The organism is Streptomyces wuyuanensis (assembly GCF_900103455.1).
In the GTDB taxonomy this organism is placed as follows: domain Bacteria; phylum Actinomycetota; class Actinomycetes; order Streptomycetales; family Streptomycetaceae; genus Streptomyces; species Streptomyces wuyuanensis.
Window position 1 is genome coordinate 134,039 of record NZ_FNHI01000022.1, and the last position, 25,108, is coordinate 159,146.

Genomic DNA, 25,108 nt, shown 5'->3' on the forward strand with positions numbered 1-25,108 from the left:
CGCGGCATCATCCGCTACGAAGGTCATCCATGCCCCACAGCCAAACCTCTGCACCTCGCGGCCGCGTCCGCCTCGCGCGCGGAGCATCGCCGTGGCTCCTCCCGACCGTCGCGACCGCGGCGCTCAGCCTGGCGCGCTCGCGCCGGTCGAAGCGCGCCGCGGCCATCGCCGTGCCCACCACCGCACTCGCGGCGGGCATGCTGTGGTTCTTCCGCGACCCCGAGCGCGAGATCGCCCAGGGCCGGGTCATCTCCCCGGCCGACGGTGTGGTGCAGAGCATCATGCCGTGGAAGGACGGGCGGACCCGCGTCGCCATCTTCATGAGCCCGCTGAACGTCCACGTCAACCGCGCTCCGCTCGCCGGCACGGTGACCTCCGTCGAGCACGTGCCCGGCGGATTCGTTCCGGCGTTCAACAAGGAGAGCGAGAACAACGAGCGCGTCGTCTGGCACTTCGACACCGAGCTCGGTGACATCGAGATGATCCAGATCGCCGGCGCCGTGGCGCGCCGCATCGTTCCGTACATCCCGCAGGGCACCAAGGTCGAGCAGGGCGAGCGCATCGGCCTCATCCGCTTCGGCTCGCGCGTCGACATCTACCTGCCGGAAGGTGTCGAGGCCGGCGTCGAAGTCGGTCAGGTCACGACCGCGGGGGTGACTCGCATTGACCGTGATTGATCCCGACACACAGACGGGCTGGGTCGACACGACCGAGCCCGGCTCAGGGGCGGCGGACGAGACGGAGGAGATGCCCCTCTCGCTGCGGCTGTCGATAGCGGACACCCTCACTCTCGGTAACGCCACGTGCGGATTCATGGCGGTGTACTTCACCACCACCGGAATTCTGATCCCGCACCTCGTCGGCAGCGGCGAGAGCGGCATGGCGCGGCACTCCGCCGCGACCGCGGTGATCCTCATGCTGTGCGCCGCCGTCTTCGACCTCTTCGACGGGCTCGTGGCGCGGAAGCTGCGCAGCAGCCCGATGGGCGCCGAGCTGGACAACCTGTCCGACCTGATCAGCTTCGGCCTGGCTCCGGCGTACTTCGTCCTCGTCTACGGCATGGTCGCCGACGACGCCCACCAGAAGGTCTCGGCGGTGGCCGCGATCGTGGTGCTGCTGGCGGTCGTGCTGCGGCTCGCCAGATTCTCGTGCGTGACGATGAAGGACGGCATGTTCCAGGGCATGCCGAGCCCCTTCGGCGCGCTGACGGTCGTGTCGATCGTCCTGCTGGAGCTGCCGTTCATCCCGACGCTGCTCGCGATCATCGGTGCCGCCTGGCTGATGGTGAGCCGGGTCGAGTACCCGAAGCCGCGGGGCAAGCTGGCGGTCGCGATGCTCAGCTGGATCGTGGGGGCGATGGGTCTGCTCGCGGCGTGGGCGTTCGACGCGCCGGGCGGCCAGCTGCTGCTGCAGACCGGGTGCGCGCTGCAGATCGTGCTGGCGGCGACGATCCCGCTGTTCGCCACTGCTCGGCGGGTGAACACCTTCCGGGACAACCGGCGTGAGGCGCGGGCTTCGGCGCAGCTTCCGTAGCGGTTCATCCAAGGGCATGGCGAAGGACCCGGGGCGCATGCGCCCCGGGTCCTTCGCCGTCCCCGGCCGCGGACGGGGACGGCCGTTGCGCACCGGCCGACGGGGCCCGGCCCGGGGCGGCGGCCTTCAGGGCCGGACCGGGCGCACAGGCCTGAGGGGCGGACCGGAGGCACAGGCTTGAGGGGCCGCGCACGAGTTCGCGCGGCTCGCCGAAGCGGCAGAGCACGACGCACGGCGCAGGGCCGGTCCCGGTGCGGCGGCGACAGGTACGGACCGCCGCGGGTGACCGGGCAGGAGGGCCGACCGGGAGCCGAGGACGGGGGCGGGGCCGAGGGCGGGGCGGGGGCGGGGGCCGACCGGGGCTGAGGGGCCGGGGCCTCTGTGCGGCCGGCGGGAAGCCGCGGGCCTCCGGGCACGCGGTGATACGGCGGAGGCGGCATCGACGGCCCGTGAGAGCCGCCCGACCGGCGGCGGACTCACGACGGCCGCCTGACGCCGACGGACCGTACGAGCGCCGCCCGAAGCGGATCGGGCACGGCACCGCCGCGGATCGAAGACCCGTCCGGGCGGAGAGCGGTCCGGGGCGCGCCCGTGGCCTCAGTCGCCGCCGGGCAGGACCAGGCTCGCCCACACGGTCTTGCCCCTGGGCTCGGTGAGCGACCAGGACCAGCTCTCGCTCAGCGCGCCGATCAGTTCGAGGCCGCGGCCGTCGAGGTCCGCGGCGTCGGCGTCGCGCTGCCTGGGCGGTTCGGAACTCGGGTCCGCGACGGAGCAGACGACGTGCCCGGGGTGGCGGACGAGCCCCAGCCACAGGGGGTACTCCGGCGAGGTGTCCCGTGGTTCGGCGACGAGCGCGTGCCGGACGGCGTTGGTCACCAGTTCGCTGACGACCACCGACATGTCGGCGACGAGGGAGGGCAGTTCCCAGCAGTGCAGCATGTGGGCGACGAACCGCCTCGCCTGGCACGGATTCCGGGGGCTGCCGTCCAGCCCGCAGGCAGCGAACCCGCCGAGTGGCGGAAGTCCCTCCAGGACGGGGTCCTGGGGTGTGGCACGAGGGCTGTCGGGCAGCGGTTTCGGGCCGAATTGCTGTGTTGCGCGCCGACTACCGTGCCCGGCCGTCGTGGTGGAGATGGTTGACATGTGAATCGTCACTGGTCATGTCCCCCTGCAGGCCTGGGTGTTCGACGCTGCGGCAGCCGGTGTTGACCGAGTATTGTCGAGCCGGCCCCGAAAATGCAATTGCATCTGGGATTGCACTGACCAGATACGGGGCGAACGAACGTGCGAACAAAGAGGGGTTGTTGGGCATGGAGTTCACGAATGGCATGCCGGCGGGGGAGCTGAATTCGGTGACGTGGATCAAGAGCAGCCACAGCAATGCCACCGGCAACTGCGTGGAGCTGGCAGCACTCCCCGACGGTCAGGTGGCCGTGCGCAACTCCCGTGACCCGCAAGGGCCCGCGCTCGTCTACACACGGGACGAGGTGGAGGCCTTCGTCGCCGGGGCGCGCGGCGGGGAATTCGATGACGTGATTGGCTGAAAATAGGTGCCTCCCCGTCCAGTTCGCCGTGGCTCACACACTGATGTACGGGATAGTGTCGACGTCTTCTCAATAGTCCGCAGGAGCGCACGATGGCTGCAGTAGAACCGAGCCCGTCGTTGTTCGCCGGGCCACTGGGAGCGGTCGAGAGCAACCCGACCGCCCTGAAGGTGATCCTGGGTGGCAAGTTGCGCGAACTGCGCGCGGCCGCCGGGCTCGACCCCTCCGCCGTCGACGTCCGCCTCGGCTTCTCCCGTTCCAAGACCAGCCGCATCGAGCTGGGCCGGCACGGCTGCAAGCCTGCCGACGCCGTCGCCCTGCTCGAGCTCTACGGGGTGAGCGGGGAGGAGAGCGTCGCGGAGTTCCTGCGGCTCGTGGAGCAGTCGCGCCGGAGTGACTGGTGGCGCAGCTTCAGCGACGTGCTGTCGGACTTCTTCGCCCCGCTGGTCGCCCTGGAGGGCGCGGCGGCGACGATCCGCACGTACGAACCCTTCTACGTACCCGGTCTGCTCCAGACCTCCGCGTACGCCCGCGCGGTGATCGAGTCCGGGCCCGCCCGGCTCTACGCCCACGACGTGCACCGCAGGGTCGAGCTGCGCCGGGAGCGGCAGCGCCAGCTCGACCAGCCCGACGCGCCCCGGCTGTGGGCGGTCATCGACGAGTCCGTGCTGATGCGCACGGTCGGCGGGCCGAAGGTGATGCGCGAACAGCTCGAGCATCTGACGGCGATGATGCAGGAGCCCCGGATCACGCTGCAGATCGCCCCTCTGGACGTGACGGCCTCGGTCGGCGTCGGCACGGGAGTGACCTATCTGCGCTTCGCGCTGAACGATCTGAAGGACGCCGTCTACATCGAGCACCTGACCGACAGCACCTTCAGCCAGAAGCCCCAGGTCGTCGAGCAGTACCGGGACATGCTGGACCGGCTCGGCGCCTGCGCGCTCACCCCGAAGAACTCCCTGGCCCTCATCGAGGAGCGGCTGTCCCGTCTCTAGTGCCCGACGCCGCACTGGCGGCGTGACACGCGGGCGGCCCCGGACTCTCACGCCCGGGGCCGCGCGCGTGCACAGGGGTGTCAGACCAGCCGGGCGACGCCGCCCCACTCGATCCACTCGTCGGTCTGCTGCACCGGTGCGAGTTCGGTGTCCGGCCGCCAGGTGGAGACCTCCACCAGACCCGGTTCCAGGATCTGGAGCCCGTTGAAGTACTCCGTCACCTCGTGCTCCTCACGGACCCGGCCCCAGTGCCCGCCGGTGGCCTCGGCCATGAAGTCCGTGACGAACTTGCGGATCTCGGGACGGTCGCTGACCAGCTGGCAGACCACCAGGAAGCTGCCCGGCACCAGGCGTTCGGCGACCCGGCGGACCAGAGCGGCCGGATCGTCCTCGTCCGGGATGCAGTGCATCACCGAAACGAACAGCGCGGCGACCGGCTTGCCGAAGTCGATCAGCCGGGTGGTCTCCTCATGGCCGAAGATGCCGTCGGTGTCCCGCATGTCCGCCTGGATCACCGCGGTGCGGTCGTTCTCCTCCAGCAGCGCACGGCCGTGCGCGAGCACGATGGGGTCGTTGTCGACGTACACCACCCGTGACTCGGGGTCGACGCGCTGGGCGACCTGGTGGACGTTGTTCTGCGTCGGCAGGCCGGAGCCGTGGTCGACGAACTGCCGTATGCCGTAGTCCTCGGCGAGCGTGCGGACGACGCGCTGCAGGAAGCGGCGGTTGTTGACGGCGAGCACCTTGGTACTGGGCACCTGCTTCAGCAGCTGCTCACAGGCGTCGCGGTCGGACTGGTAGTTGTCGTCGCCCCCCAGAAAGAAGTCGTACATACGCGCCACGCTGGGCACCTTGGTGTCGATGGCGTCCGGGCTCCACGACTCGCTCTGCATCCAGTCCTCAATCACGTCAATGGGAAATCGGGTCGGGTAGGACGCACATGCTAGGGAGCGCCGGGGAGTGGGTACAGATCGTGGGAACAGCCCGGGTCCCCAAGGGCCGTCTTTCGGCCAATCGCCGTGCGCTCCCCCCCCTGCCGCGCCTCCCCCGGCACCCGCCGTGCCCCATCCGGCGCTTCCGCCCGCGGAAACACAGGAGCCCCCGGAGGTGAACCGGGGGCTCCGAGGGGCCCGGGGCGCCGGACCGGGTCAGGAGAGGAAGTCCCTCGCGACCGACTCCGCGGCCCGCTCCAGCAGCGGGCCCGCCTGCGCCATGCAGGCCGCCGGGTCGGGCTCCAGCTCCAGCAGCGCGTAGGCGCGGCGGATGCCCGCGCCGGCGAGCGCGTCGCGGCCGAGCGCGAGCCGGCCGCAGACCGCGACGACGTCGACGCCCTTCGCGCGGGCGGCCGCGGCGACACCGGCCGGGGCCTTGCCGTGGAGGGTCTGCTCGTCGAGTGAGCCCTCGCCGGTGACGACCAGGGTCGCCCGGGACAGGGCGTCGTCGAAGCCGAGGATGTCGAGCATGACCTCGATGCCCGGCCGGAAGCCCGCGCCGAGGGCGACCAGGGCGCCGTAGCCGATGCCGCCCGCCGCGCCGGCGCCGGGCAGTTCGGCCTGCTCGGGGCCGAGGACCGACGCGTAGTGGGCGAGTGCCGCGTCCAGGGCGGCCACGTCCTCGGGCGAGGCGCCCTTCTGCGGTCCGAAGACGGCGGGCGCGCCCTTCGGCCCGGTCAGCGGGTTGTCGACGTCGCTGGCGAGAACCAGCTCGACGCCCTCGAAGCGGGCGTCCAGCCCGGACAGGTCCGCTGTGGCCACGTCGATCAGCGCGCCGCCGCCGGGGCCGACGGGCTCGCCGTCCGCGTCCAGGAAACGTGCGCCGAGGGCCGCGAGCATCCCCGCGCCGCCGTCCGTGGTGGCGCTGCCGCCGACACCGAAGACGATCGTCCGCGCGCCCGCGTCGAGGGCGGCCCGCAGCAGCTCGCCGGAGCCGTACGTGGTCGCCGAGAGCGGCGCGAAGACGCCGTCGGGCAGGTGCTGGAGGCCGGATGCCTCGGCCATCTCGACCACCGCGGTGGTGCCGCGCAGCGCGTACGCCGCCGTCACGGGCTCACCGAGCGGGCCGGTCACCTCGGCCTGACGGCGCTCGAACCCTGCGGCGACGGCCGCGGCGACGGTGCCGTCCCCGCCGTCGGCGACCGGCAGGGTCTCCACCGCGAGCCCCGGGACGACCCGCCGCAACCCCGCGGTCACCCGCTCCGCGACCTGCACGGCCGTGAGCGAGCCCTTGAACTTGTCCGCCGCCACGAGCACGCGTGGGGCAGTAACTGCTCCGTCCGCCACCATCAATCCCTTGCTTTCGAACAGGCAGTCGCGCCGACCCGACCCTATCCGCAGCAGCCCCGTTTTTAAAGCGGACGGAAACTGGCCTATACGGCCCCCGGCCTGCGGCGCAGTGGAGCAACCGCGGGAATCCCGGAAACCGGGGAGGCCCGGGAAGGAGGGCAGGGCGTGCGGCGAGGACTCACCACCGTCGGCTTCCGGGCGGCCGATCTCGGCGCGGCGCGGGAGTGGTACACGGAGCTGCTGGGCACTCTCCCGTTCTTCGAGCGGCCCGGCTACGTCGAGTTCCGGCTCGGCGACCGCCGGCACGAGCTCGGGATCACCGACAGCCGCTTTGCCCCGCGCTACCACGCCCCGGGGCGGGCGGCGCGATCGTCCACCGGCACGTCGACGATCTGGAGGGGACGCTGGACAGCTCCCACAGGCTGCTGTCGCCGGGCGCCGGGGCGCACCAGGCACCCACGGAGCACGGCGCGGGCTTCGTCACGGCGTCGGTCGTGGACCCGTTCGGGAACGTGCTCGGGATCATGTACAACCGGCACTACCCCGGCGTGCTGCGGACGGGCCTCCCCGGTTCCTGAGCCCCGGCGGGGTACACCCGAGTCATGACGCCTCCAGGCACGTCCCAGGGACCGACGACCGCCGACCGGATCCTCGGCGGCTGGCTGGGCCGGATCGCGGGCAACATGCTCGGCAAACCCGTCGAGCGCGGCGACTACTGGACGCGCGACCGGATCGACCGCTATCTGCGGGCCACCGGCGCGCTGCCGCTCACGGACTACCTCCCCGAGCCGCCTCCCGGCCGGGCCGCGGACTTCGAGCTGCGGCCCGAGTGGCGCGAGTGCGTGCGCGGCCGGATCCACGGCAGCTGCCGCGACGACGACGTGGACTACGCGATCCTCGGTCTGCACCTGCTGGAGACCCACGGCTTCGCGTTCACCACCGAGCAGGTCGGCGAACTGTGGCTGCTGCGGCTGCCGTTCCTGCAGACCTTCACGGCCGAGCGGGCCGCGTACCGCAATCTCACCGCCGGGCTGAAGCCGCCGCTGACGGCCACGTACGACAACCCGTACCAGGAGTGGATCGGTGCGCTGATCCGCGCCGACGTCTTCGGCTGGACGAACCCGGGCGACCCGCAGCGTGCCGCGTCGCTCGCCCGCCGGGACGCGGTGCTGTCGCACACGGGCAACGGGGTGTACGGGGCGATGTGGGCGGCCGCGCTGATCGCCGCCGCGTTCACGGCCGCCGACGCGCGGGAGGCGATCGAGGCGGGCCTCGCCGTGATTCCGGCGAGCAGCAGGTTCGCCCGGACCGTCCGCCGGGCGACGGCGCTGTACGACGCGGGCGTGTCCTGGTCCTCCGCGCTGGAGGAACTCGACAGGGAGACTGGACGCCTCGGCTGGATCCACGCCGTCCCGAACGCCGGTGTCATCACGGCCGGACTGCTGTACGGCGAGGGGGACTTCACCTCCACCATCGCGCTGACCGTGCGCGGCGGGCTCGACACCGACTCCAACGGGGCGACGGCGGGCTCGGTGGCCGGTGTGCTGTGCGGTGCCGCCGGCATTCCGCCGCAGTGGACCCGGCCGCTGGAGAACCGCGTGCGCAGTGCCGTGTTCGGTTTCGACGGCACTCGAATCGGTGAACTCGCCGAGCGGACCGCTCGTTTGGCCTCAGCCTGACCGGAAAATACCTCCCGGCGCGGCCCCCGACCGGGAGAATGGCCGGGTGCCCGAGTACATGGATGTTGCACTGACTGACGGTTCGCAGGTGCGGATGGAGCTGTCCGGGGCCGGTGAGGCACTGGCCGTGCCGCCCGGGCCCGCGGACGCCGGTGATCTCCCGGAGGGATTCGGAACCGTGGTGCCCGTGGCACGCGGCGGCGGGGAGGGACGGGCCGCCGCCCGTGCGACCGAGGCGCTGCGGACGGCGCTCAGCCCGATGGGGCCACTGCTGGACGAGATCCACTCCGCGGTGGCGGGGGCCGGCAACCCCCCGTCCGAGATCACGGTCGCGTTCGGGGTGGAAATCGGCCAGGACCTCAAGCTGGGCATCGTCGGGGCGAACGGCAAGGCCACCATGACGGTGTCGGCCACCTGGCAGCCCGGGGAGCGGCAGCACTGATCCATGGGCTGGTTCACACGGCCGACCGCCCCGGCCACCCGCCTCTCGGTGCTGTACGCCGACGGGCGCGCGGCCGCGGGCGGAGCGGCACTGCTGTCCCCGCGCCGGGTGCTGACCTGCGCCCATGTGGTGAACGACGCGCTCGGACGGGGCCCTTACGAGACCGGAACGCCGGAGACGGCCGAACTGACCGTGGCCCTGCACGGATCGGGCCACGGCGGGCCCGGCCCCCAGCACCGGGCGGCCAGGATCTCGGTGTGGGTGCCGCCCCGGCCCGCCGCGTCCACGGCGGTGTGGCGGGGAGACCTCGCGGTACTCGAACTGACCGAGCCCGCCCCGCCGGGGCCGCGCCCGGTGGTCTGGCGTGACATGGCCGAGGGCCAGGCGCTGAGGGCCTGGCACGGCGGCGGGGCCGCGATCGCCTTCGCGGACACCACGGTCAAGTTCCAGGAGGACGCCGTCGGCTATCTGGACGGCGAGCTCTCCGGCGGCGCGATCGGCCCCGGGTTCAGCGGCGGCCCGCTGTGGTCGCTGTCCGACGAAACCGTGGTCGGACTGGTCGTCGCGCACGTGCTCCCGGAAGGCGGGCGGCCTCTGGGGGCCCAGGACACGGTGCGCCGCAGCTGGGCGGTGCCGTGGCGGACCGTGCAGGAGGAGCTGCGGCGGGCGGGCGCTGCGGAGGTGCTCGCGGACTGCGCGGTACACGGTCCGGCAGGCCGGGACGACCCCGCACTGGGCGCACTGGCCGCCGAACTGTGGCGGCTGCTGGGCGATCCCGTGCGCCGGGCCCAGCACGCCCGGGCGCTCGCCGCGGCGCTGGGGTACGAGCCACCGGCCGGGGACTCCGCCCCGTCGGTGGAGGAGCTGGCCGCGGTACTGGCGGCCGAGGAACGGGCGCTGGCGACGCTCAGCGAGTCGCTCGCGGCCGCGGCCGCGCCGGGGACGGGCCGCGACAGCCTGGACCGGCTGCTGATCGCCGGCCAGCTGGCCGGGGCGCGGCTGCTGTCGGTCGACGAACACCGGGCCCTCGTCGCCGAGTTGGCGAGTGTGGTGGCGGCCGACGCGACGCTGCTGCCGCGCGCGGCACGGGAGGCCCTGCGCTACACACCGCTGCCCGCGGCGCTGGACGCGCCCCGTCTGTCACCGGACGGCATCGGCCCGGTCGTGGCCGAACTGGAGGCCTACCGCGACGGCGGCCCGCTCCCGGACGGCACCGCGCCGGTCCCCGCCCTGCTCAAACTGGTCGAGTACGCGGCCGCGTGCGCGTCCCCCGGCAGCGCCCGGTCGCTGACCGAGTGGTCGGACCGCGTCGCCGGGCGTCTCGGCGTGCACCGGGCGGCGCTCTCGCAGCGCCGGGGCGACGCCGCTGCCTGGGCCGCGCACCGCCCCTCCCCCGTCGTCCGGCTGGTGGCGGAACTCAGTGGCGCGCCGGCCGACGACGAGGGACGGTTCCGGTGCGAGGTGTGGGAGGTGCGCGGGGACGGCACGGCCGCCCGGCTCGTTCCGGCGGACCGGCCCCGGAGCCCGGCGGAGATCGGCCGGCTGATCCGCGAGGCCGCGGAGCGCGCGGCGGACGGCGGTGGGCCGCTCGTGGAGCAGATCGACGTCGTCGTCGGCCGGGACGGACTCGAACTCGACGTGGACGAGTGGGACGCGGGCAGCCCGTTCGAGTTCCTGGCGGGGGTGCCGCTGGGCGTGACGTACCGCGTCGCCATGCGCTGCCCCGAGGTGAGCGCCCGCGCACCGCGCCGCGAGGCCGAACTGCGGCGGCGCTGGGAGAGCGGGCACGCCGGCCCGCTGGTGGTGGACGAGCGGACCGCCTCCCCCGAGCGGGTGTACGCGCTGCTGGCGAGCACGCACCGGGACACCGCGCAGGTCGTGGTGCACGGCCCCCGGGGGGACCGCGAGCGGCTGGTGCAGCTGTGCCTGGCCGTCGGGGTACCCGTGGTGCTCTGGGACCGGCGGGCGGAGGGGCACGAGCACGCGCACCGGCTGGACGCGGTCGCGCCCGCCGGTCCGCTGCACCAGCTCCCCGAACGCGTACGGCACTTCCGTGCGGAGCGCTACGGCACCCCCGACCCCGGCGGCGCACGACCGTCGCTGGTGTGGGAGGACACCGAACTCCCGCTGCCCGGCGGGCTGGAACTGCTCGATCCCGCGGAAGGAGCGGACATCCGATGACAGGGCGTCAGGGCGAGGAGACGAACGGCTGGCGGCTGTTCCGGGGCGACGGACGGGCCCGGGAGGTGACGTTCCCCGAGCCCCCGCCGTGGCGGCGCTTCGACGGCGCGGCCGGGGCCGCACGGGGCACGGGCGCGCCGCGGCCGCTGCCGTATCTGATCGGCGACGCCGAGGCCGACGTGGTCAACGCCGCGCTGCATCTGCGCCGACCGCTCCTGGTGACGGGCCGCCCCGGGACCGGCAAGTCGTCGCTCGCGTACGCCGTCGCCCATGAGCTGAAGCTCGGCCGGGTGCTGAGCTGGCACGTCAACAGCCGGGCCACGCTCCAGGACGCGCTCTACCGCTACGACGCGATCGGCCGGCTGCGCGAGACCGGTCTCCGCCGCGACCGGGGGGAGGAGGCCGGTGAGCCGGACATCGGCTCCTATGTGCGCCTCGGTCCGCTGGGCACGGCGCTCGTCCCCGCCTCCCGGCCGCGCGTGCTGCTCGTCGACGAGCTCGACAAGGGCGACGTGGACCTGCCCAACGATCTGCTCGGCGTCTTCGAGGAGGGCGAGTTCGAGATCCCGGAGCTCGCGCGGCTCCCCGAGGAGCAGGCCGCCGTCGACGTGCTGACCGCCGACCCCCGGGCGCGGACCCGGGTGGTGCGCGGCCGGGTGCGCTGCTCCGAGTTCCCCGTCGTCGTCATCACCAGCAACGGCGAACGGGACTTCCCACCCGCGTTCCTGCGCCGCTGCATCCGGCTCGACCTGCCCGAGCCCGACGAGGAGCGGCTGTTGGAGATCGTCCGGGCCCATCTGGGCGGCGGTGCCGCGCCGGACGGCGCGGACGAGCTGCTGCACGCGTTCCTGGCCCGGCGCGGACGCGGGGAGCTGGCCACCGACCAGCTGCTGAACGCCGTGTTCCTGCGCAGGGGCGGGGTCGACCTCGACGCCGACGGGCTGCTGGACGCCGTGCTGCACCGGCTCGGCGGGACGGTGTAGCCGGGTGTGGCGGGAGCTGCGGGGCATCCTCGGCGACAGCGGGATCGAACTGGCGTACGATGAGCTGCTGGACGCGCTGTGGCTGGCGGACCGGCTGCCCCCGGGTGCGTCGTCGGCCCTCGCCTGCGCGGCCGGCTCCCGGCCGCAGTCCCCCGCGCCTCCCTCCGGCGAAGGCACGGCCGAGCCGCCCGGCAAGGCGGCGCACTCCGGCGGTGCTCCGCCCGGCGCAGGACCGCCGCCGGCCGGGACGAACGGCACCCCGGACGCGGGAGGCGGCACCGTTCCGCGCCGGCCGGCGGGCGCGCCTTCGGGCACGGGACTGCACGGCGCCCCGGACGCGCGGGGCTCGGGCCCGCTGCGCTCGGACGCGTCCGAGGGGATGTCCCCGCGCCCCGCCGTGCCCGTGCGTGCCCCGGAGGCCCGGGCGCTGGCGTCCACGGAGCTGCGCCTGGGCCGAGCGCTCCGGCCCCTGAAACAGCTTCGGCCCGACCGGCGGACCGACGAGCTGGACGAGCCGGCCACGGTGGCCGCCATGGCCGAGACGGGACTTCCGGACGTGGTGCTGCGCCCTGCCCGGACCCGCTGGCTCGACCTGGCGCTCCTCGTGGACGACGGGGTGTCGATGCTGCTGTGGCAGCGTCTCGCCGCCGAGACCCGGCGGCTGCTGGAGCGCAGCGGCGCGTTCCGCGACATCCGGGTGTACTCGCTCGACAGCAGGAGCGCCGACGCCCCGGTGCTGGGCCACCATCCGTTCGCCCCGGACTCGGCGCCCCTCCCGCTCACCGCGGTCGCGGACCCCTGCGGCCACACCCTGCTGCTCGCCGTCAGCGACGGTGTGGGGCCGGCCTGGCGGGACGGGCGGATGCACCGGGCCCTGGAACGGGCCGCCGCGCTGGGCCCGACGGCCGTGCTGCACGCCCTCCCGCGGCGTCTGTGGGAAGGCTCGGGCATCCGCGCCGAGCCCTGGCGCGTCACCACTGTGCGCCGCGGCGCGGCCAACCGCACCTGGCGGGTCGCCGATCCCGTGCTGCCGCCCGAACTCGCCCCGTACAGCGGGGTTCCCGTGCCGGTGCTGGCGCCCGACCCCGACTCGGTGGGGGCCTGGGCACGGCTCGTCGGCTCGTCCGGGACCTCGGTGGTGCTGCCGCTGCTGGCGCCGCGAGCACCGGCGCGTCCCTATGCCGCGACGCGCTCGGGCGGCGGGGACGGCCTGCTGCGGTTCCGCGACGCCGCGTCCCCCCAGGCGTACCGGCTGGCGGCGCATCTGGCCGCGGTGGCGCCGGTGTCGGTGCCGGCGATGCGGCTGGTCCAGGACGCGGTGGGACCGGACGTCGACACGGGCCATCTGGCGGAGGTGTTCCTCGGCGGGCTGATGCGCGGGGCCGACCGGCCGGAACGGGATCTGCTGCCGCAGCACCGCGGCTTCGACTTCGCCGAGGACGCCCGGCGCATCCTGCTGGACACGGTCCCGCCCTCGGACCTGGTGCGCGCCACCCGCGCCGTCACCCGGCGCATGGCCGAACTCGTCGACGGTGCGGCCGGGTTCCCGGCGTGGCTGCCGCACCCTTCGGGCCCGGACACGGTGGCCGTGGGCGCTCGGCCGTTCGGCTGGGTGGACGCCCGGCTGCTGCGGCGGCTCGGCATGCCGGCACCGGCCGCCGCGAGTCCGGTGGGCCCCGGCCCGGCCGTCGCCCGGGCGGCGAACGGCACGGCACCGGCTGCGGACGCACCGGCCCGCACGGCGGCCCCGGCGCGTGCGGACGCGCAGCCGCAGCCGCAGGAGGCACCGAGCCCCGCGGGGGCGCCGGCCCCCGTCCTGCCGTCCTTCGTCGACCGGCCCGGCACCGACTGGGTCTCGCGTCCTCCCTCGGAGGAACCGCGTTCCGCCGGCCCCTACCGGCTCGTCGCCCGCAGGGTCGGCGGTTGGCCGCGGATCGGCCTCTTCCTGGGCACGGCCGGCAACCACGCCTCGTACGTCCTGCTCCGCGTCCCCGAGGCCCTGGACCGGGACACGGCCGTGCACCTGCTGACCACCGAGGCCGAGGCGCTGATCCGGCTCGGCGCGGCGCACGCGCCGCGGCTCCTCGGCGTGAGCACCCGCAGCGGCCCGGGCTGGCTGGCCACCGAGTGCGTGACGGACCCGGCCACCGGCGAGCCCGCCGCCACCCTGCGCACCTTCCGCGCCCGCAACGGCGTCCTCTCCCCCGGGCGGTTCCTCTCCGTGGGCCGGCAGTTCGCCGCCGCCATGGCACAGGCCCACCGGGAGGACCTGGTGCACGGCACGCTCCTGCCCGGCTCGGTGCTGATCGCGGGCGACGACGTACGGGTCACGGGCTGGATGGTCGCGTCCGTGGACGGCGAACACAGCCCGCACCGGGCGAGGTTCCTCCAGCCGGTCGAGTACGAGGCGCCCGAACTCACCGGCTCCCCCGAGGGGCCCACGCGGGCCTCGGACATGTACGCGGTGGGGGCGCTGCTCCTCGCGGCCGTGACCGGCGAATGGGGAACGTCCTTCTCCAGCACCGCCCTTCCCCCGCTGCCGGGAGTGCCCGCGGAGGTGTCCGCGCTGCTCGCCGACTGCGTCGCCCAGGACCCCTCGGCCCGCCCGTCGGCGGACGAGCTGCTCTGGGCGTTCGACCCGGCGACGCGTCCCGCGCGCCCGGGGCTCCCCGCCGTCCCGCTCGGCCGGGACGACGAGGGCCGGCCGGTCCCGTTGGACGTCAACGGGCCGGAGCACGGCGGCATCGGCCCGCACGGCCTGGTGCGGGGCGGGACGGACGCCGGACGCCGGGCCGTGCTCACCGGAATCGTGCGGCGGCTCGCCGAGTCCGGCTCCCCGGACACCCTCACGGTCGTGTACGCCGGCCACGACGGCGCGCTGCCCGGCTCCCCGCTCGCCGCGCTGCCGCACGTGGTCTGGTGCGACACCGTCGGGGGCCGGCCCGCGCGGCTGCGGGAGCTGACGGCCCTGCTGCTCAAGGAACGAGGGCGGCGCGGGACCGCGTCCCGAGCGGCGGGCCTGCCAAGGCTCCTCGTGGTCCTCGACTCGTTCGACCGGATCGCCGGCACCGAGGAGTCCTTCTTCGCCCTGGCCGACGAGGTCAGGGCCCTGAGCGGCTGCGCGGGCGTCCATGTGCTCGTGGCCCAGCACACCGGCCGCAGCCCGCTGGTGGATCTGCTCGACCCCTCGTACACGATCGAACTCTCCGCACCCCGGGCCCGGCTCCACCACGGCGGGGGACCGCCCGTGGCCTTCAGCCCCGCTCCCTTCGGCGGCGGGCCCGCCCGAGGCTGGGACCACGACGAACGCCACGCCCGGGGCGTGACGCTGCTGCGCGAGGGCCGCGCCGAACTCGCCCTGCGGATGCTCGGTGACGCCGTCACCGCACGGAAGGAGTCCCTGGGCGCGGAGCACGAGGCCACTCTGGCCTCCCGCCACGAGCACGCCTCCGCCCTGCTGGCGCTGGGCAGGAACGCGGAGGCCCTCGACGCCTACCGGCACGTCGCACGCGACCGGGCCCGGGTGTTCGGCTCCGACCACACGGGCACGCTGGACGCCCGCCAGCAGGCGGCCCGTGCGCTCGGGCTGCTCGGCCGCCACAGCGAGGCGCTGTCGCAGTACCTCGAAGTGCTCTCCAAGCGCGAGCGGGTGCAGGGCGGCACGCACGAGGACACCATGCGGTGCCGGCACGACCTCGCCTCCACGCTGGGGGCGATGGGCCGGCTGAGCGAGGCGTACCGAGTGGCGCGCGAGACCTGGCGCGCCCGCACCGAGGTACTGGGCCCACTGCATGCCGACACTCTCGTCACCCTGCGCGAACTGGCGCACACGACGGCCCGGCTGGAGCGCTGGGAGGAGGCCGCCGAACTGTTCGGAACGGTGGCGGCGGGCTGGACCCGCACTCTGGGCGCGGGCCATGCCGACACGGTGGCGGCAGTTCGCGACGCCGCATCGGCCCGCGCGCGGGCGGGCGGCCCGTAGGCACCGCCGATCCGCCGGCCGGCCGGCCGTGCCCAGGCGTACTGCCCTGTGAGGCCGTGTCCGGCACGTCCCGCCCGCGGCCCGTTCCCGACGGTTCACGATCGGCGGTCCTCGGGCGCCGTCTACGCTTCCGGAGTGACCACCTACGATTACGCCGCCTACGTCGCCGCCCTGCCGCGCGTTCTCTCCGGGGCCGCGGCCCTCTTGCGGGACGCCGGCGGGCGGGTCCTGCTCGTGGAGCCCAACTACCGTCCCGGGTGGGCGCTTCCGGGCGGGACGATCGAATCCGACGCCGGGGAGACGCCCCGGGAGGCCGCGCGGCGGGAGACGCTCGAGGAGATCGGCCTGGACGTCGAGCCGGGGCGGTTGCTCGCCGTCGACTGGGTCCGGGGCTCCGGGCGGCCGCCGATCGTCGCGTACGTCTACGACGGCGGGGTGCTCGACGACGGGCAGTTCTCGGCGATCCGGCTCCAGCAGGAGGAGCTGGTCTCGTGGAAGCTGGTGGAGCGGCACGAGATCACCCTGTATCTGCTCGGCTCCCTCGGCCTGCGCGTGCTCGCCGCGCTGGACGCGCTGACGGCGGGCACGGCTCCGGTCGAACTCGTCGACGGACGGCCGGTGGGCTGAACCGGGCGGATCGTGGAAGATCCGGTCCGGGCAGGTTGCGGGCGGTGCGGGCCGGGGCGGATCAGGGCGGCGCGAACCGGGGACGGCGCCGGGCCGGGGCCGGGGCGCGCTCGGGCCGGGGCCGCGGGGGCGAATTGCAGTCGCCCGCACCGCGGTCCGCTGCGTACGCTCGCGACATGACCATGGTCGCGATTCTCAGCGGAGCCGGTATCTCCACCGACTCCGGCATCCCCGACTACCGCGGGCCCAACGGCCTGTGGCGGCGCGATCCGGAGGCCGAGAAGCTGGTCACCTACGAGCACTACATGTCCGATGCGGACATCCGCCGGCGCTCCTGGCGCATGCGCCTCGACGGCCCTGTCCTGCACGCCGAACCGAACGCCGCGCACCTCGCCATCGCCGAGTTCGAGCGCAGCGGACACGCGCTCCGGGTGATCACGCAGAACGTCGACGGGCTGCACCAGATGGCGGGCGTGTCGGACCGCAAGGTGCTCGAACTGCACGGCACCGCACGGACGGTGGTGTGCACCGGCTGCCACGCCCGTTCCTCCATGGAGGACGCGCTGGAGCGGGTGAGGGCCGGGGAGGCCGATCCGGCGTGCACGTCGTGCGGCGGGATTCTGAAGTCCGCGACGGTCATGTTCGGACAGCGTCTCGACCCTGTGGTGCTCGGGGAGGCGATGGGCATCGCCAAGGCCTGCGAGGTGTTCGTCGCGGTGGGCTCCAGCCTGCAGGTGCAGCCCGCTGCCTCGCTGGCCGGGATCGCGGCCGAGCACGGAGCACGGCTGATCATCGTGAACGCGGAGCCGACCCCGTACGACGAACTGGCCGACGAGGTCGTGCGCGAGCCCATCGGTTCGGCGCTGCCCGCGCTGCTGCTTCGGCTGCGCTGACGGCAGGCCGCGGGACGGGACCCGGCCGGGCGGGGCGGCGGTACCGGAGGCGGTACGGCCGCCGGCCCGGCTCTCAGAACAGCCCGTCGTCGGGGACGCCCCGCTCGAAGGCCAGCAGCCGCTGCTTGCGGTCCAGCCCGCCGCCGTAGCCCGTCAGACCGCCCGAGGCCCCGATCACCCGGTGGCAGGGGACGATGATCCCGACGGGGTTCTTCCCGTTGGCGAGGCCGACGGCTCGGGAGGCACCGGGGTTGCCGAGCGCGCCGGCGAGTTCGCCGTAGGTACGGGTCTCCCCGTACGGGATCCGCAGCAACTGCTCCCATACGGTGCGCTGGAAGGTCGTGCCCGCGAGGTGCAGCGGGAGGTCGAACTCCCTCAGTTCGCCCGCGAAGTAGGCGTCGAGCTGGCGGATCACCTCGCGGAAGGGCCGGGGATCGGGGTCGCCGAAGGTCTCCTCGCCGGGACGGTGGCGCTGCTCGGTCATGTAGAGGCCGCTGAGCCCGGAGTCGGTGGCGACGAGGGTGAGCGGGCCGTACGGGCTGTCGGTGACGGTGTGGGTGCGGCGCATCGGCTTCCTCAGGCGGGGAGACGGTTGATCGGGTGGTCGCCGGTGGCCCAGAGGTACTGGACGGCGTAGGCGCGCCAGGGCCGCCAGGCGGCGGCGCGGGCGGTGAGCGCGGCGGGCGTCGACGGAAGTCCGAGCCCGGCGGCGGCGTGCCGGATGCCGAGGTCGGTGGGCAGGAACGCGTCCGGGTCGCCGAGTGCGCGCATCGCGATGGCCTCCACGGTCCAGGGGCCGAAGCCGGGCAGCGCGGACAGCCGGGCGCGGGCCTCGTTCCAGTCGCTGTCCGGGCCCAGGCGGAGCGTGCCGTCGGCGAGGGCTCCGAACAGGGTGGTGAGGGTGGTGCGCCGGCTGCGGGGGAACGCGAGCGTCTCCGGGTCGACGCCGGCCAGGGCCTCGGGACCGGGGAAGAGGTGGCTGAGGCCGCCCTCGGGGTCCTGGACGGGCGTGCCGTGGGCGGTGACCAGCCGGGCGGCGTGGGTGCGGGCCGCCGCGGTGGAGACCTGCTGGCCGAGGACGGCCCGTACCGCGAACTCGGCCGCGTCGACCGTGCGCGGCACGCGCCGCCCCGGCGCCTTGTCCACGAGCGGCGCGAGCAGCGGGTCGGTGCGGAGCTGGTCGTCGACGGCGACCGGGTCGGCGTCGAGGTCGAGCATCCGGCGGCAGACGCTGATGGCGTAGGTGAGGTCGCGGTGGTCGGTGAGGAACAGCCGGCACGCGATGTGGTCCGGGCGCGGGGCCAGGGACACGATCCCGTGCCCGTTCGGCAGCGTGAGAGTGCGGCGGTACGCGCCGTCGCGCCACTCCTCGACGCCGGGGACGGCGGTCGCGGCCAGATGCCCGAAGAGGTTGTCGGGGTTCAGCGGGGCACGGAACGGGAGACGGAGCGTGAGCGCCCCGGGCGCGGCCGGCAGCGGCGCCCCGCCTCGCCGGGTGGCCGCTCGGGTCCGCAGCTCGCCCGGGGCGAGCGCGAACACCTCGCGGACGGTGTCGTTGAAGGTCCGGATCGAGGAGAAGCCCGCGGCGAACGCCACGTCGGCCATGGGCAGCGAAGTCGTCTCCACGAGGAGCCGCGCGGTCTGGGCGCGCTGCGCGCGGGCGAGCGCGAGCGGTCCAGCGCCGACCTCGGCGAGCAGCTGCCGCTCGATCTGACGGGTCGAGTACCCCAGCCGGGCCGCGAGGCCGGTGACGCCCTCCCGGTCGACGACTCCGTCCTGGATCAGGCGCATCGCACGGGCGACGGTGTCGGCGCGGGCGTTCCACTCCGGCGATCCGGGACTGGTGTCCGGACGGCAGCGCTTGCAGGCCCGGAAACCGGCCTGCTGGCACGCCGCCGCGCTGGGGTGGAAGGTCATGTTCTCGGCCTTGGGCGGCACGGCGGGGCAGCTGGGCCGGCAGTAGATCCGGGTCGTCAGCACGGCGGTGAAGAACCACCCGTCGAACCGCGCGTCCCTGGACCGTACGGCCCGTACGCAGCGCTCGGTGTCGGTGTGCATGGACGTGTGCACGTCGGAAGGCATGGGTCCAGCATCGTGCATGGTGAGGGGCGGTGCTGGCGAGAAAACGACATCACCGCGGACGGGCCACGGCGTCCGGGCCGGGACCGCGCCGCGCCGCGCGTGCGGACCCTGGGGCTGTGGGACTGTTGCCGGCGGAGGTGCCCGGTTCCCCGGGCGTACGAGTCCGGGGCCTCTGGGCCTGCGGCTCGGATCCGTGCGCGACCCGCCCCGCCGCGCTGGGCTGGGGTGCCCGGTTCCGCGGGCGTGCCGGGCCCGGCGATCGTGGCGCTTCGGGTGCTCGGGGCGGACGTCCGGTCGGCCCGGGTGACTGCCGGGGGCACGCGGACCGGGTCCCGGATGCCTCGGGCCTGACGCCCGCGGACCCCGTGAGGGGCGTCAGCCGTGCTGCGCCGTGTCCGACGCCGGTGCGGGCGAGCCGGAGCAGCGGAGCCGGTCAGCGGTGACCGGCGCGCCCTCGGCGACGTTGCGGTCGTAGGTGACCGTCTTGACCACGACCGGCTCGGAGCCGACGGTGACGTCGAATACGGCGTCGGGGCGGTCGGCCGACCGGAGGCGGGCGCCGGGGAGGGCGGCGGCCAGGGTGGCCGCGTCGGCCTCGCGTCCGGCCGGGAAGGTGATCACCGCCGGGCCCGCCGGCCGCACGGCGGGGGCGGACGCCGAGGTGTCCGTCACGACGAACCTGCTGCGCTCCAGCGCCGTGGCGACCTTCGCGTCGTCCACGCGCACCCTGATCCCGGCCGGGTTGGTCTCGGCACGGGTCTCGGGGACGGGCAGGATGCGGGTGTCGCCGGTGATCGGGCGGTCGGCGCGCAGCGCCTCCCACAGGGCCCTGGCGCGCGACTCGTGCCAGAGCAGCGTGGAGCCCACACCGGGCACGCGGTGGTCGAAGTGGGAGATCGGAACGGTGGCGAACTCCGTCCGGTCCGCCGGCAGCCGCCCCAGCGTCCAGCCGATGCCGATGAGGTCGTTCATGCCCGTGCGCTCGTCGGTGCGAACGGACCCGAGCAGCCGGCGTGCCGTGTCCGCCGCCCTCACGGGGTCGGCCAGGGCTCCCCGGACGGTCAGCCCGTCGAGCATGTCGGCGAGCATGCGCTGCTGGCGGCGGACCCGGCCGAGGTCCCCCGGGGGGTCGAGGTGCCGCGCCCGGGCGTAGCCGAGGGCCCTGTTCCCGTCGAGGTGGTGCGTGCCCGTGGTGATGTCGAGGCCGGAGTTCTCGTCCCTGAGGGGCTTGTCCGTGCACACGGTCGCACCCCCCAGGTCGTCGACGGCCCGTTCGAATCCGGTGAAGTCCGTCTCCAGGTAGTGGTCGACGCTCAGGCCGGTGACCTTCTCGACGGTACGCACCGCCAGCGGACCGCGGCCGATCTTGAAGGCCCCGTTGATCTTCCCGTGCGGGGCTTCCCCTGCCGTGCCCTCGGGCGTGGCGTACTGGACGTAGCTGTCCCGGGGGATGGAGACGACGCTCGCGCGCCGGCGGTCCTCTGAGAGGTGGACGAGCATCATCACGTCGGTGCAGTCGCAGCCTTCGCCGCCGACGTGCAGTCGCCGCTTCTCGGCGGCCGACAGACCGGCGCGGCTGTCGATGCCGACGATCAGGATGTTGGTGCCTCGGCCGGGGTTCCGCTCGACGGCTCCGCCTGCGGCGGGTGCGGCCTGCGCGCCGATCCAGGGCCAGGAGGCGAGGCCGGCCAGCACGGTCAGTCCTGCGATGAGACGGCGCATCAGACTCCCCCGGGAGGAACGTCATCGAATACGCCCGACGTTAACCGGACGATCGGAAGAGTCGGCGCCGGACGCCCGGGCCACGCCGTCAGGGCATGCCGCGGTCACCCGCGTTGGCCAACGGAGGGACCCCCACGGCGGAGGTCCGCGGCCCCGCCGCGGTGCCCGGCCCCGGTGCCCGGCCCCGGTGCAGACCGCACCGCGGCGGCGGGGGTCAGCGCGTGTGCGCCGCGAACGCCTCGTAGGCCGGTTCGTCGAAGAGCACGAAGCGGACCTCCTCCACCGAGTCCGTCCCGGTGCCACGGACCGTCTCGGTGGCGATCCGGGCGCCGTCGTCCATCGGCCAGCCGTAGATGCCGGTGGAGATGGCGGGGAAGGCGACCGTGCGGGCTCCGAGTTCGTCGGCGACCCGCAGGGATTCGCGGTAGCAGGAGGCCAGCTGCTCTGAGCGGTCCTCCGAGCGGCTGTGAACCGGGCCGACGGTGTGGATGACCCACTGGGCCGGGAGCCTCCCGGCGGTGGTCGCGACCGCCTGACCGGTCGGCAGGCCCTTTCCGTAGTGGGAGGCTCGCAGCTTCCGGCACTCCTCCAGGATCTCGGGCCCGCCGCGCCGGTGGATCGCCCCGTCCACCCCTCCGCCGCCGAGGAGGGAGGAGTTCGCGGCGTTGACGACGGCGTCGACGTCCTGCTCGGTGATGTCACCGCGGACGAGCGTGATCGTGGGACGACCGGTCATGGCCTCATCATGCCGCCCCGGTCCCGTCCCGTCGAACGACGGCCCGGCCTGCCGACAGGCGCCCCGGCCGGCCGGTGGGCGCCCCTCGGGGACGGCAGTGGCTCAGCGGTCGCCGGCGCGCAGGTGCCGCCACACCGCCTTGGCAGCGTTGTGCCCGGGCATCCCGTGCACACCCGGACCGGGCGGGGTCGCCGACGAGCAGAGGAACACCGCGGGGTGCGGGGTCCGGTACGGGAACAGCGTCGGCTTGGGGCGCAGCAGCAGCTGGAGGCCGCTCGCGGCGCCGCACGCGATGTCGCCGCCGACGTAGTTGGCGTTGCGTGCCGCCAGTTGCGGAGGACCGGCCACGGCGCGGGCGAGCACGAGATCGCGGAAGCCGGGGGCGAAGCGCTCGATCTGCCGCTCCATGGCGTCCGTGAGGTCGCCCTCCCAGCCGTGGGGGACGTGACCGTAGGCCCAGAAGACGTGCTTGCCCTCGGGGGCCCGGGAGGGGTCGACCAGCGTGGGCTGGGCGGTGATCAGGAACGGTGTCCCGGGCACGCGGCCGCCGGAAGCCTGGCGCAGCGCCGTGTCGATCTCGCGGCTGCTCGGGCCGATCTGGACGGTCCCGGCGCGTCGCGGTGCCTCGGCGGTCCACGGGACCGGCCCGTCCAGGGCGTAATCGATCTTGAAGACGCTCGCTCCGTACCGGTAGCCGTCGTAGACCCGGCCCAGGCCCGCGATCCGGGCGAGTGCGGTGGGCGAGGTGTCGAAGACGTAGGCGCGGGCCGGCGGCAGGTCGTCGAGACGCTTGATCTCGGTTCCCGTGTGGATCGTGCCGCCGCAGTCGCGTACGAAGGCGGCGAGGGCGTCGGAGATCGACTGCGAGCCGCCGCGCGGCAGCGGCCAGCCCACCGCATGCGCGGCGAGGGCGAAGACGAGGCCGACGGCGCCGGTGCCGATCCCGGTCAGCGGGCCGATCACATGGGCGACGAGCCCGGCGAACAGGGCGCGCGCCCGGTCGTCGCGGAAACGCCGCATCAGCCAGGTGGAGGGAGGAAGCCCGTCGAGGCCGAAGCGGGCCAGGGTGAGCGGATCGCGCGGCAGGGCGCTGAGCGGCAGGGACATGAAGTCCCTGACGAGGGTCTCCCACCTGCCGAGGTACGGCGCGACCAGACGGCGGTACGCCCCCGCGTCGCGCGGCCCGAACGAGGCGGCGGTCTCGGAGACGGAGCGGGAGAGGACGGCGGCGGTGCCGTCGTCGAACGGGTGGGCCATGGGCAGCGGCGGCTGGAGCCATTCGAGCCCGTACCGCGCGAGGGGCATGGCGTTGAACGCGGGCGAGCCCGCGCCCAGCGGGTGCACCGCGGAGCAGGGGTCGTGCCGGAAACCCGGGAGCGTCAGCTCCTCGGTCCTGGCGCCGCCGCCGACGGTGTCCAGGGCCTCGAACACGGCGACCGAGAACCCACGGCGGGCCAACTCGGCGGCTGCGGTCAGTCCGTTGGGTCCCGCCCCCACGACGACGGCATCGAGCATCGACGGCACCTTGGGACTCCTTCGTCAGCCGGTGGCCAAGGAATCCAGGATATTCGCACGCACCGACAACGCCGCCGGGGGTAGGTTCCCCGGCGATGGACGATGTGATCGGGACCATGGCCGCTCGGCTCGCGGAGGTGCGGGGCGTACGCGCCGTGGTGCTCGGGGGCAGCCGGGCCCGCGGCACGCACCGGCCCGGCTCGGACTGGGACCTGGGCGTCTACTACCGCGGCGGCGTCGACGTGGCGGCCCTGGCCCGGCTCGCCGCGGAGCTGACGGGCGGGCCCGTGGAGGTCGCGGGACCCGGCGGCTGGGGGCCGTGGGTGAACGGCGGCGCCTGGCTGACCGTGGACGGGGCCGGCGTCGACTGGATCCTGCGCGATCTGGACCGGGTGGAGCGGGTCTGGGCGGACTGCCGGGCGGGGCGCTACGAGGTCGGAGTGCAGGCCGGTCACCCGCTGGGGTTCTGGTCGCCCGCGTACGCCGGCGAGGTGGCCCTGTGCCGGGTCCTCGCCGACCCGGCGGGCGAGGTGACGGCGCTTCGGACGGAGACGGCGTCCTATCCGGAACCCCTGCGCGCGGCCCTGGTCGGCGCGGCGTGGGAGGCCGAGTTCTCGGTGGCCGCCGCGGCGAAGTCGGCGCCGGGCGGCGACGTACTGCACGCCGGGCTGTGCCTGTCGAGGGCGTTCGGGGTGCTCGTGCAGTCCCTCCACGCGTACCACCGTGTCTGGTGCCTCAACGAGAAGGGCGCGCTGGCGGCCGCCGCGGCCCTGCCCGCGGCCCCGCCGGACCTCGTCCCCCGGGTCGAAGCGGCCCTGCGCGGCCTCGGCCCCGAGGCGGTCGCCTCGGCCGCCGCCCTGACGGCGGAGATCCGCGGCGCCCTGGTACGGCCCTGACCGGCGCACGCCGCTCCCGCGTACGGAGGGTGCCCGCCGGACCCGTGCGTGCCGCGCGCAGTCCCCCGCGCGCACTCCCCCGCGCGCGGCGGGTAGCCGCCGCCGGCCCGGCCGGGGCCGCGTTCAGGGCCGCGGCACGTGCGACGGCAGGGCGCGTTCAGGAACGCGGCGCGGGCAGCCGGCGCGGGGTGAGGCGTTCCTCGACCGCCCTGTCCCCCTCCCGGAGCACGACGTACGCACCCTTGCCGGGCTGTTCGCTGACGGCCTCGACGAGTTCCGTGCCGCGGTAGACCAGGCCGACCCCGTCGTCGGTGCAGTGGGTGACCGGAAGGGTACCGTCCGCGACCAGGCGGTGCACCAGCGGCCGGCGGCCGAGGTCGCTGTCGTAGTGCACGCCGTTGCCGTAGGGGAGGAATCCGAGGGCGTCGGTGAGCGGGCGCAGCTCCGGTCCGAAGGAGTCCGTGGTGCCACCCCGGAACCAGCAGATCGAGCCCGCGCTGACCCCGCTGAGCACGACCCCCGCCCGCCAGGCGCGGCGCAGCACGGTGTCGAGTCCGTGGACCCGCCACACGGCCAGCAGATTCGCCACCGAACCGCCCATGACCCAGACGACGTCGTGGTCCAGGACGGCGCCCTCGATGTCGTCGAGGTTGGGCATCGGAAAGAGATGAAGGGGTGTCAGGTCGAAGCCGGCCGCACGGGCCGCCTCGCCCATGCGGAAGGCGAAGTGCTCGGCGTCGCCGATGGCGGTGCCGACGTACATGATCCTGGGTCGGCGCCCGTGGACCCCGGACAGTTCGACGGCGTGGTGGACCAGCGAGCCGAACGCCACTCTCGTGCGGTCGCCGACGCGGTGTCCGCCCGAGGTGGCGAGGATGGTGGGCTCGGCGGCAGTCATGGCGCGACCCTACCGGCCGGGGTCGACGGCCCTCCCGGCGAGGGCCCGGCCACTGGCGCGGGTTCCGGGCTCCGCGCCGCGAGCACCGCGCCCGCCGGCCCACGGCCCCCTGCCGCCC

At 74.6% G+C, this 25,108-nt stretch carries 21 protein-coding genes; 12 read left to right on the plus strand and 9 right to left on the minus strand.

The window, feature by feature from the left end; genetic code table 11:
* Positions 1-29 precede the first annotated feature (29 nt).
* Positions 30-677, plus strand: coding sequence for a phosphatidylserine decarboxylase (locus tag BLT82_RS28070; protein WP_093659788.1), 648 nt, complete (start codon positions 30-32; stop codon positions 675-677).
* Positions 664-1,533, plus strand: coding sequence for a CDP-diacylglycerol--serine O-phosphatidyltransferase (gene pssA / locus BLT82_RS28075; RefSeq protein WP_208868061.1), 870 nt, complete (start codon positions 664-666; stop codon positions 1,531-1,533). Before BLT82_RS28070 ends, pssA begins: the two co-directional genes overlap by 14 nt.
* A gap of 597 nt (positions 1,534-2,130) precedes the next feature.
* Here the strand turns inward: pssA and BLT82_RS38225 are convergent.
* Positions 2,131-2,676, minus strand: a complete 546-nt coding sequence (locus BLT82_RS38225) for an ATP-binding protein (RefSeq protein ID WP_093659792.1) — start codon at positions 2,674-2,676, stop codon at positions 2,131-2,133.
* 167 nt (positions 2,677-2,843) lie between these two features.
* Here BLT82_RS38225 and BLT82_RS28085 point away from each other — a divergent pair, with 167 nt between their 5' ends.
* On the plus strand, positions 2,844-3,077 hold the full coding sequence (locus BLT82_RS28085; protein ID WP_093659794.1) for a DUF397 domain-containing protein: 234 nt from the start codon (positions 2,844-2,846) through the stop codon (positions 3,075-3,077).
* A 92-nt stretch (positions 3,078-3,169) separates the two neighbouring features.
* The gene (locus BLT82_RS28090; RefSeq protein WP_208868062.1) at positions 3,170-4,072 is read left to right on the plus strand and encodes a helix-turn-helix domain-containing protein; all 903 of its coding nucleotides are present in this window, start codon (positions 3,170-3,172) and stop codon (positions 4,070-4,072) included.
* 80 nt (positions 4,073-4,152) lie between these two features.
* Here BLT82_RS28090 and BLT82_RS28095 read toward each other — a convergent pair whose 3' ends face one another.
* The gene (locus BLT82_RS28095) at positions 4,153-4,965 is read right to left on the minus strand and encodes an SAM-dependent methyltransferase (protein ID WP_093659798.1); all 813 of its coding nucleotides are present in this window, start codon (positions 4,963-4,965) and stop codon (positions 4,153-4,155) included.
* Between the two features lie 255 nt (positions 4,966-5,220).
* A complete protein-coding gene (locus BLT82_RS28100; RefSeq protein ID WP_208868063.1) occupies positions 5,221-6,354 on the minus strand; it encodes a glycerate kinase in 1,134 nt (377 codons plus the stop codon).
* A 602-nt stretch (positions 6,355-6,956) separates the two neighbouring features.
* Between BLT82_RS28100 and BLT82_RS28110 the strand changes: the two genes are divergently transcribed.
* From BLT82_RS28110 to BLT82_RS28140, 7 genes are all read left to right on the plus strand, one after another.
* A complete protein-coding gene (locus tag BLT82_RS28110) occupies positions 6,957-8,033 on the plus strand; it encodes an ADP-ribosylglycohydrolase family protein (protein ID WP_093659802.1) in 1,077 nt (358 codons plus the stop codon).
* Positions 8,034-8,091: 58 nt separating this feature from the next.
* Positions 8,092-8,475: a CU044_2847 family protein gene (locus BLT82_RS28115; protein WP_244529665.1), complete on the plus strand. Its 384-nt coding sequence runs from the start codon at positions 8,092-8,094 to the stop codon at positions 8,473-8,475.
* A 3-nt stretch (positions 8,476-8,478) separates the two neighbouring features.
* The gene (locus BLT82_RS28120) at positions 8,479-10,656 is read left to right on the plus strand and encodes a VMAP-C domain-containing protein (protein ID WP_093659806.1); all 2,178 of its coding nucleotides are present in this window, start codon (positions 8,479-8,481) and stop codon (positions 10,654-10,656) included.
* Entirely contained in the window at positions 10,653-11,639 is a 987-nt protein-coding gene (locus BLT82_RS28125; RefSeq protein ID WP_093659808.1) for an AAA family ATPase, read from the plus strand. Before BLT82_RS28120 ends, BLT82_RS28125 begins: the two co-directional genes overlap by 4 nt.
* Before the next feature lie 4 nt (positions 11,640-11,643).
* Positions 11,644-15,621, plus strand: a complete 3,978-nt coding sequence (locus BLT82_RS28130; RefSeq protein ID WP_093659810.1) for a tetratricopeptide repeat-containing protein kinase family protein — start codon at positions 11,644-11,646, stop codon at positions 15,619-15,621.
* Between the two features lie 135 nt (positions 15,622-15,756).
* Positions 15,757-16,248, plus strand: coding sequence for an NUDIX domain-containing protein (locus tag BLT82_RS28135; RefSeq protein ID WP_093659812.1), 492 nt, complete (start codon positions 15,757-15,759; stop codon positions 16,246-16,248).
* A gap of 176 nt (positions 16,249-16,424) precedes the next feature.
* Positions 16,425-17,141 (plus strand): SIR2 family NAD-dependent protein deacylase, encoded by a 717-nt coding sequence (locus BLT82_RS28140; RefSeq protein ID WP_093659814.1) that lies wholly within the window; start codon positions 16,425-16,427, stop codon positions 17,139-17,141.
* 73 nt (positions 17,142-17,214) lie between these two features.
* On the opposite strand, the gene BLT82_RS28145 is transcribed toward BLT82_RS28140, so the two are convergent.
* From BLT82_RS28145 to BLT82_RS28165, 5 genes are all read right to left on the minus strand, one after another.
* Complete coding sequence (locus tag BLT82_RS28145) at positions 17,215-17,709, minus strand: methylated-DNA--[protein]-cysteine S-methyltransferase (RefSeq protein WP_093659816.1); 495 nt, start codon at positions 17,707-17,709, stop codon at positions 17,215-17,217.
* A gap of 8 nt (positions 17,710-17,717) precedes the next feature.
* The gene (locus BLT82_RS28150; RefSeq protein WP_208868064.1) at positions 17,718-19,199 is read right to left on the minus strand and encodes an AlkA N-terminal domain-containing protein; all 1,482 of its coding nucleotides are present in this window, start codon (positions 19,197-19,199) and stop codon (positions 17,718-17,720) included.
* A 399-nt stretch (positions 19,200-19,598) separates the two neighbouring features.
* Positions 19,599-20,945 (minus strand): LCP family protein, encoded by a 1,347-nt coding sequence (locus tag BLT82_RS28155; RefSeq protein ID WP_093659820.1) that lies wholly within the window; start codon positions 20,943-20,945, stop codon positions 19,599-19,601.
* 214 nt (positions 20,946-21,159) lie between these two features.
* Positions 21,160-21,681 carry an O-acetyl-ADP-ribose deacetylase gene (locus BLT82_RS28160; protein WP_093659822.1) on the minus strand — a complete coding sequence of 174 codons (522 nt, stop codon included), beginning with the start codon at positions 21,679-21,681 and terminating at the stop codon, positions 21,160-21,162.
* A gap of 102 nt (positions 21,682-21,783) precedes the next feature.
* Positions 21,784-23,205, minus strand: coding sequence for a phytoene desaturase family protein (locus BLT82_RS28165; protein ID WP_093659824.1), 1,422 nt, complete (start codon positions 23,203-23,205; stop codon positions 21,784-21,786).
* Positions 23,206-23,291: 86 nt separating this feature from the next.
* On the opposite strand from BLT82_RS28165, the gene BLT82_RS28170 reads away from it, so the two are divergent.
* The gene (locus tag BLT82_RS28170; RefSeq protein ID WP_093659826.1) at positions 23,292-24,092 is read left to right on the plus strand and encodes a nucleotidyltransferase domain-containing protein; all 801 of its coding nucleotides are present in this window, start codon (positions 23,292-23,294) and stop codon (positions 24,090-24,092) included.
* Between the two features lie 157 nt (positions 24,093-24,249).
* Here BLT82_RS28170 and BLT82_RS28175 read toward each other — a convergent pair whose 3' ends face one another.
* Positions 24,250-24,990, minus strand: coding sequence for a Type 1 glutamine amidotransferase-like domain-containing protein (locus BLT82_RS28175; RefSeq protein ID WP_093659828.1), 741 nt, complete (start codon positions 24,988-24,990; stop codon positions 24,250-24,252).
* Positions 24,991-25,108: the final 118 nt, after the last annotated feature.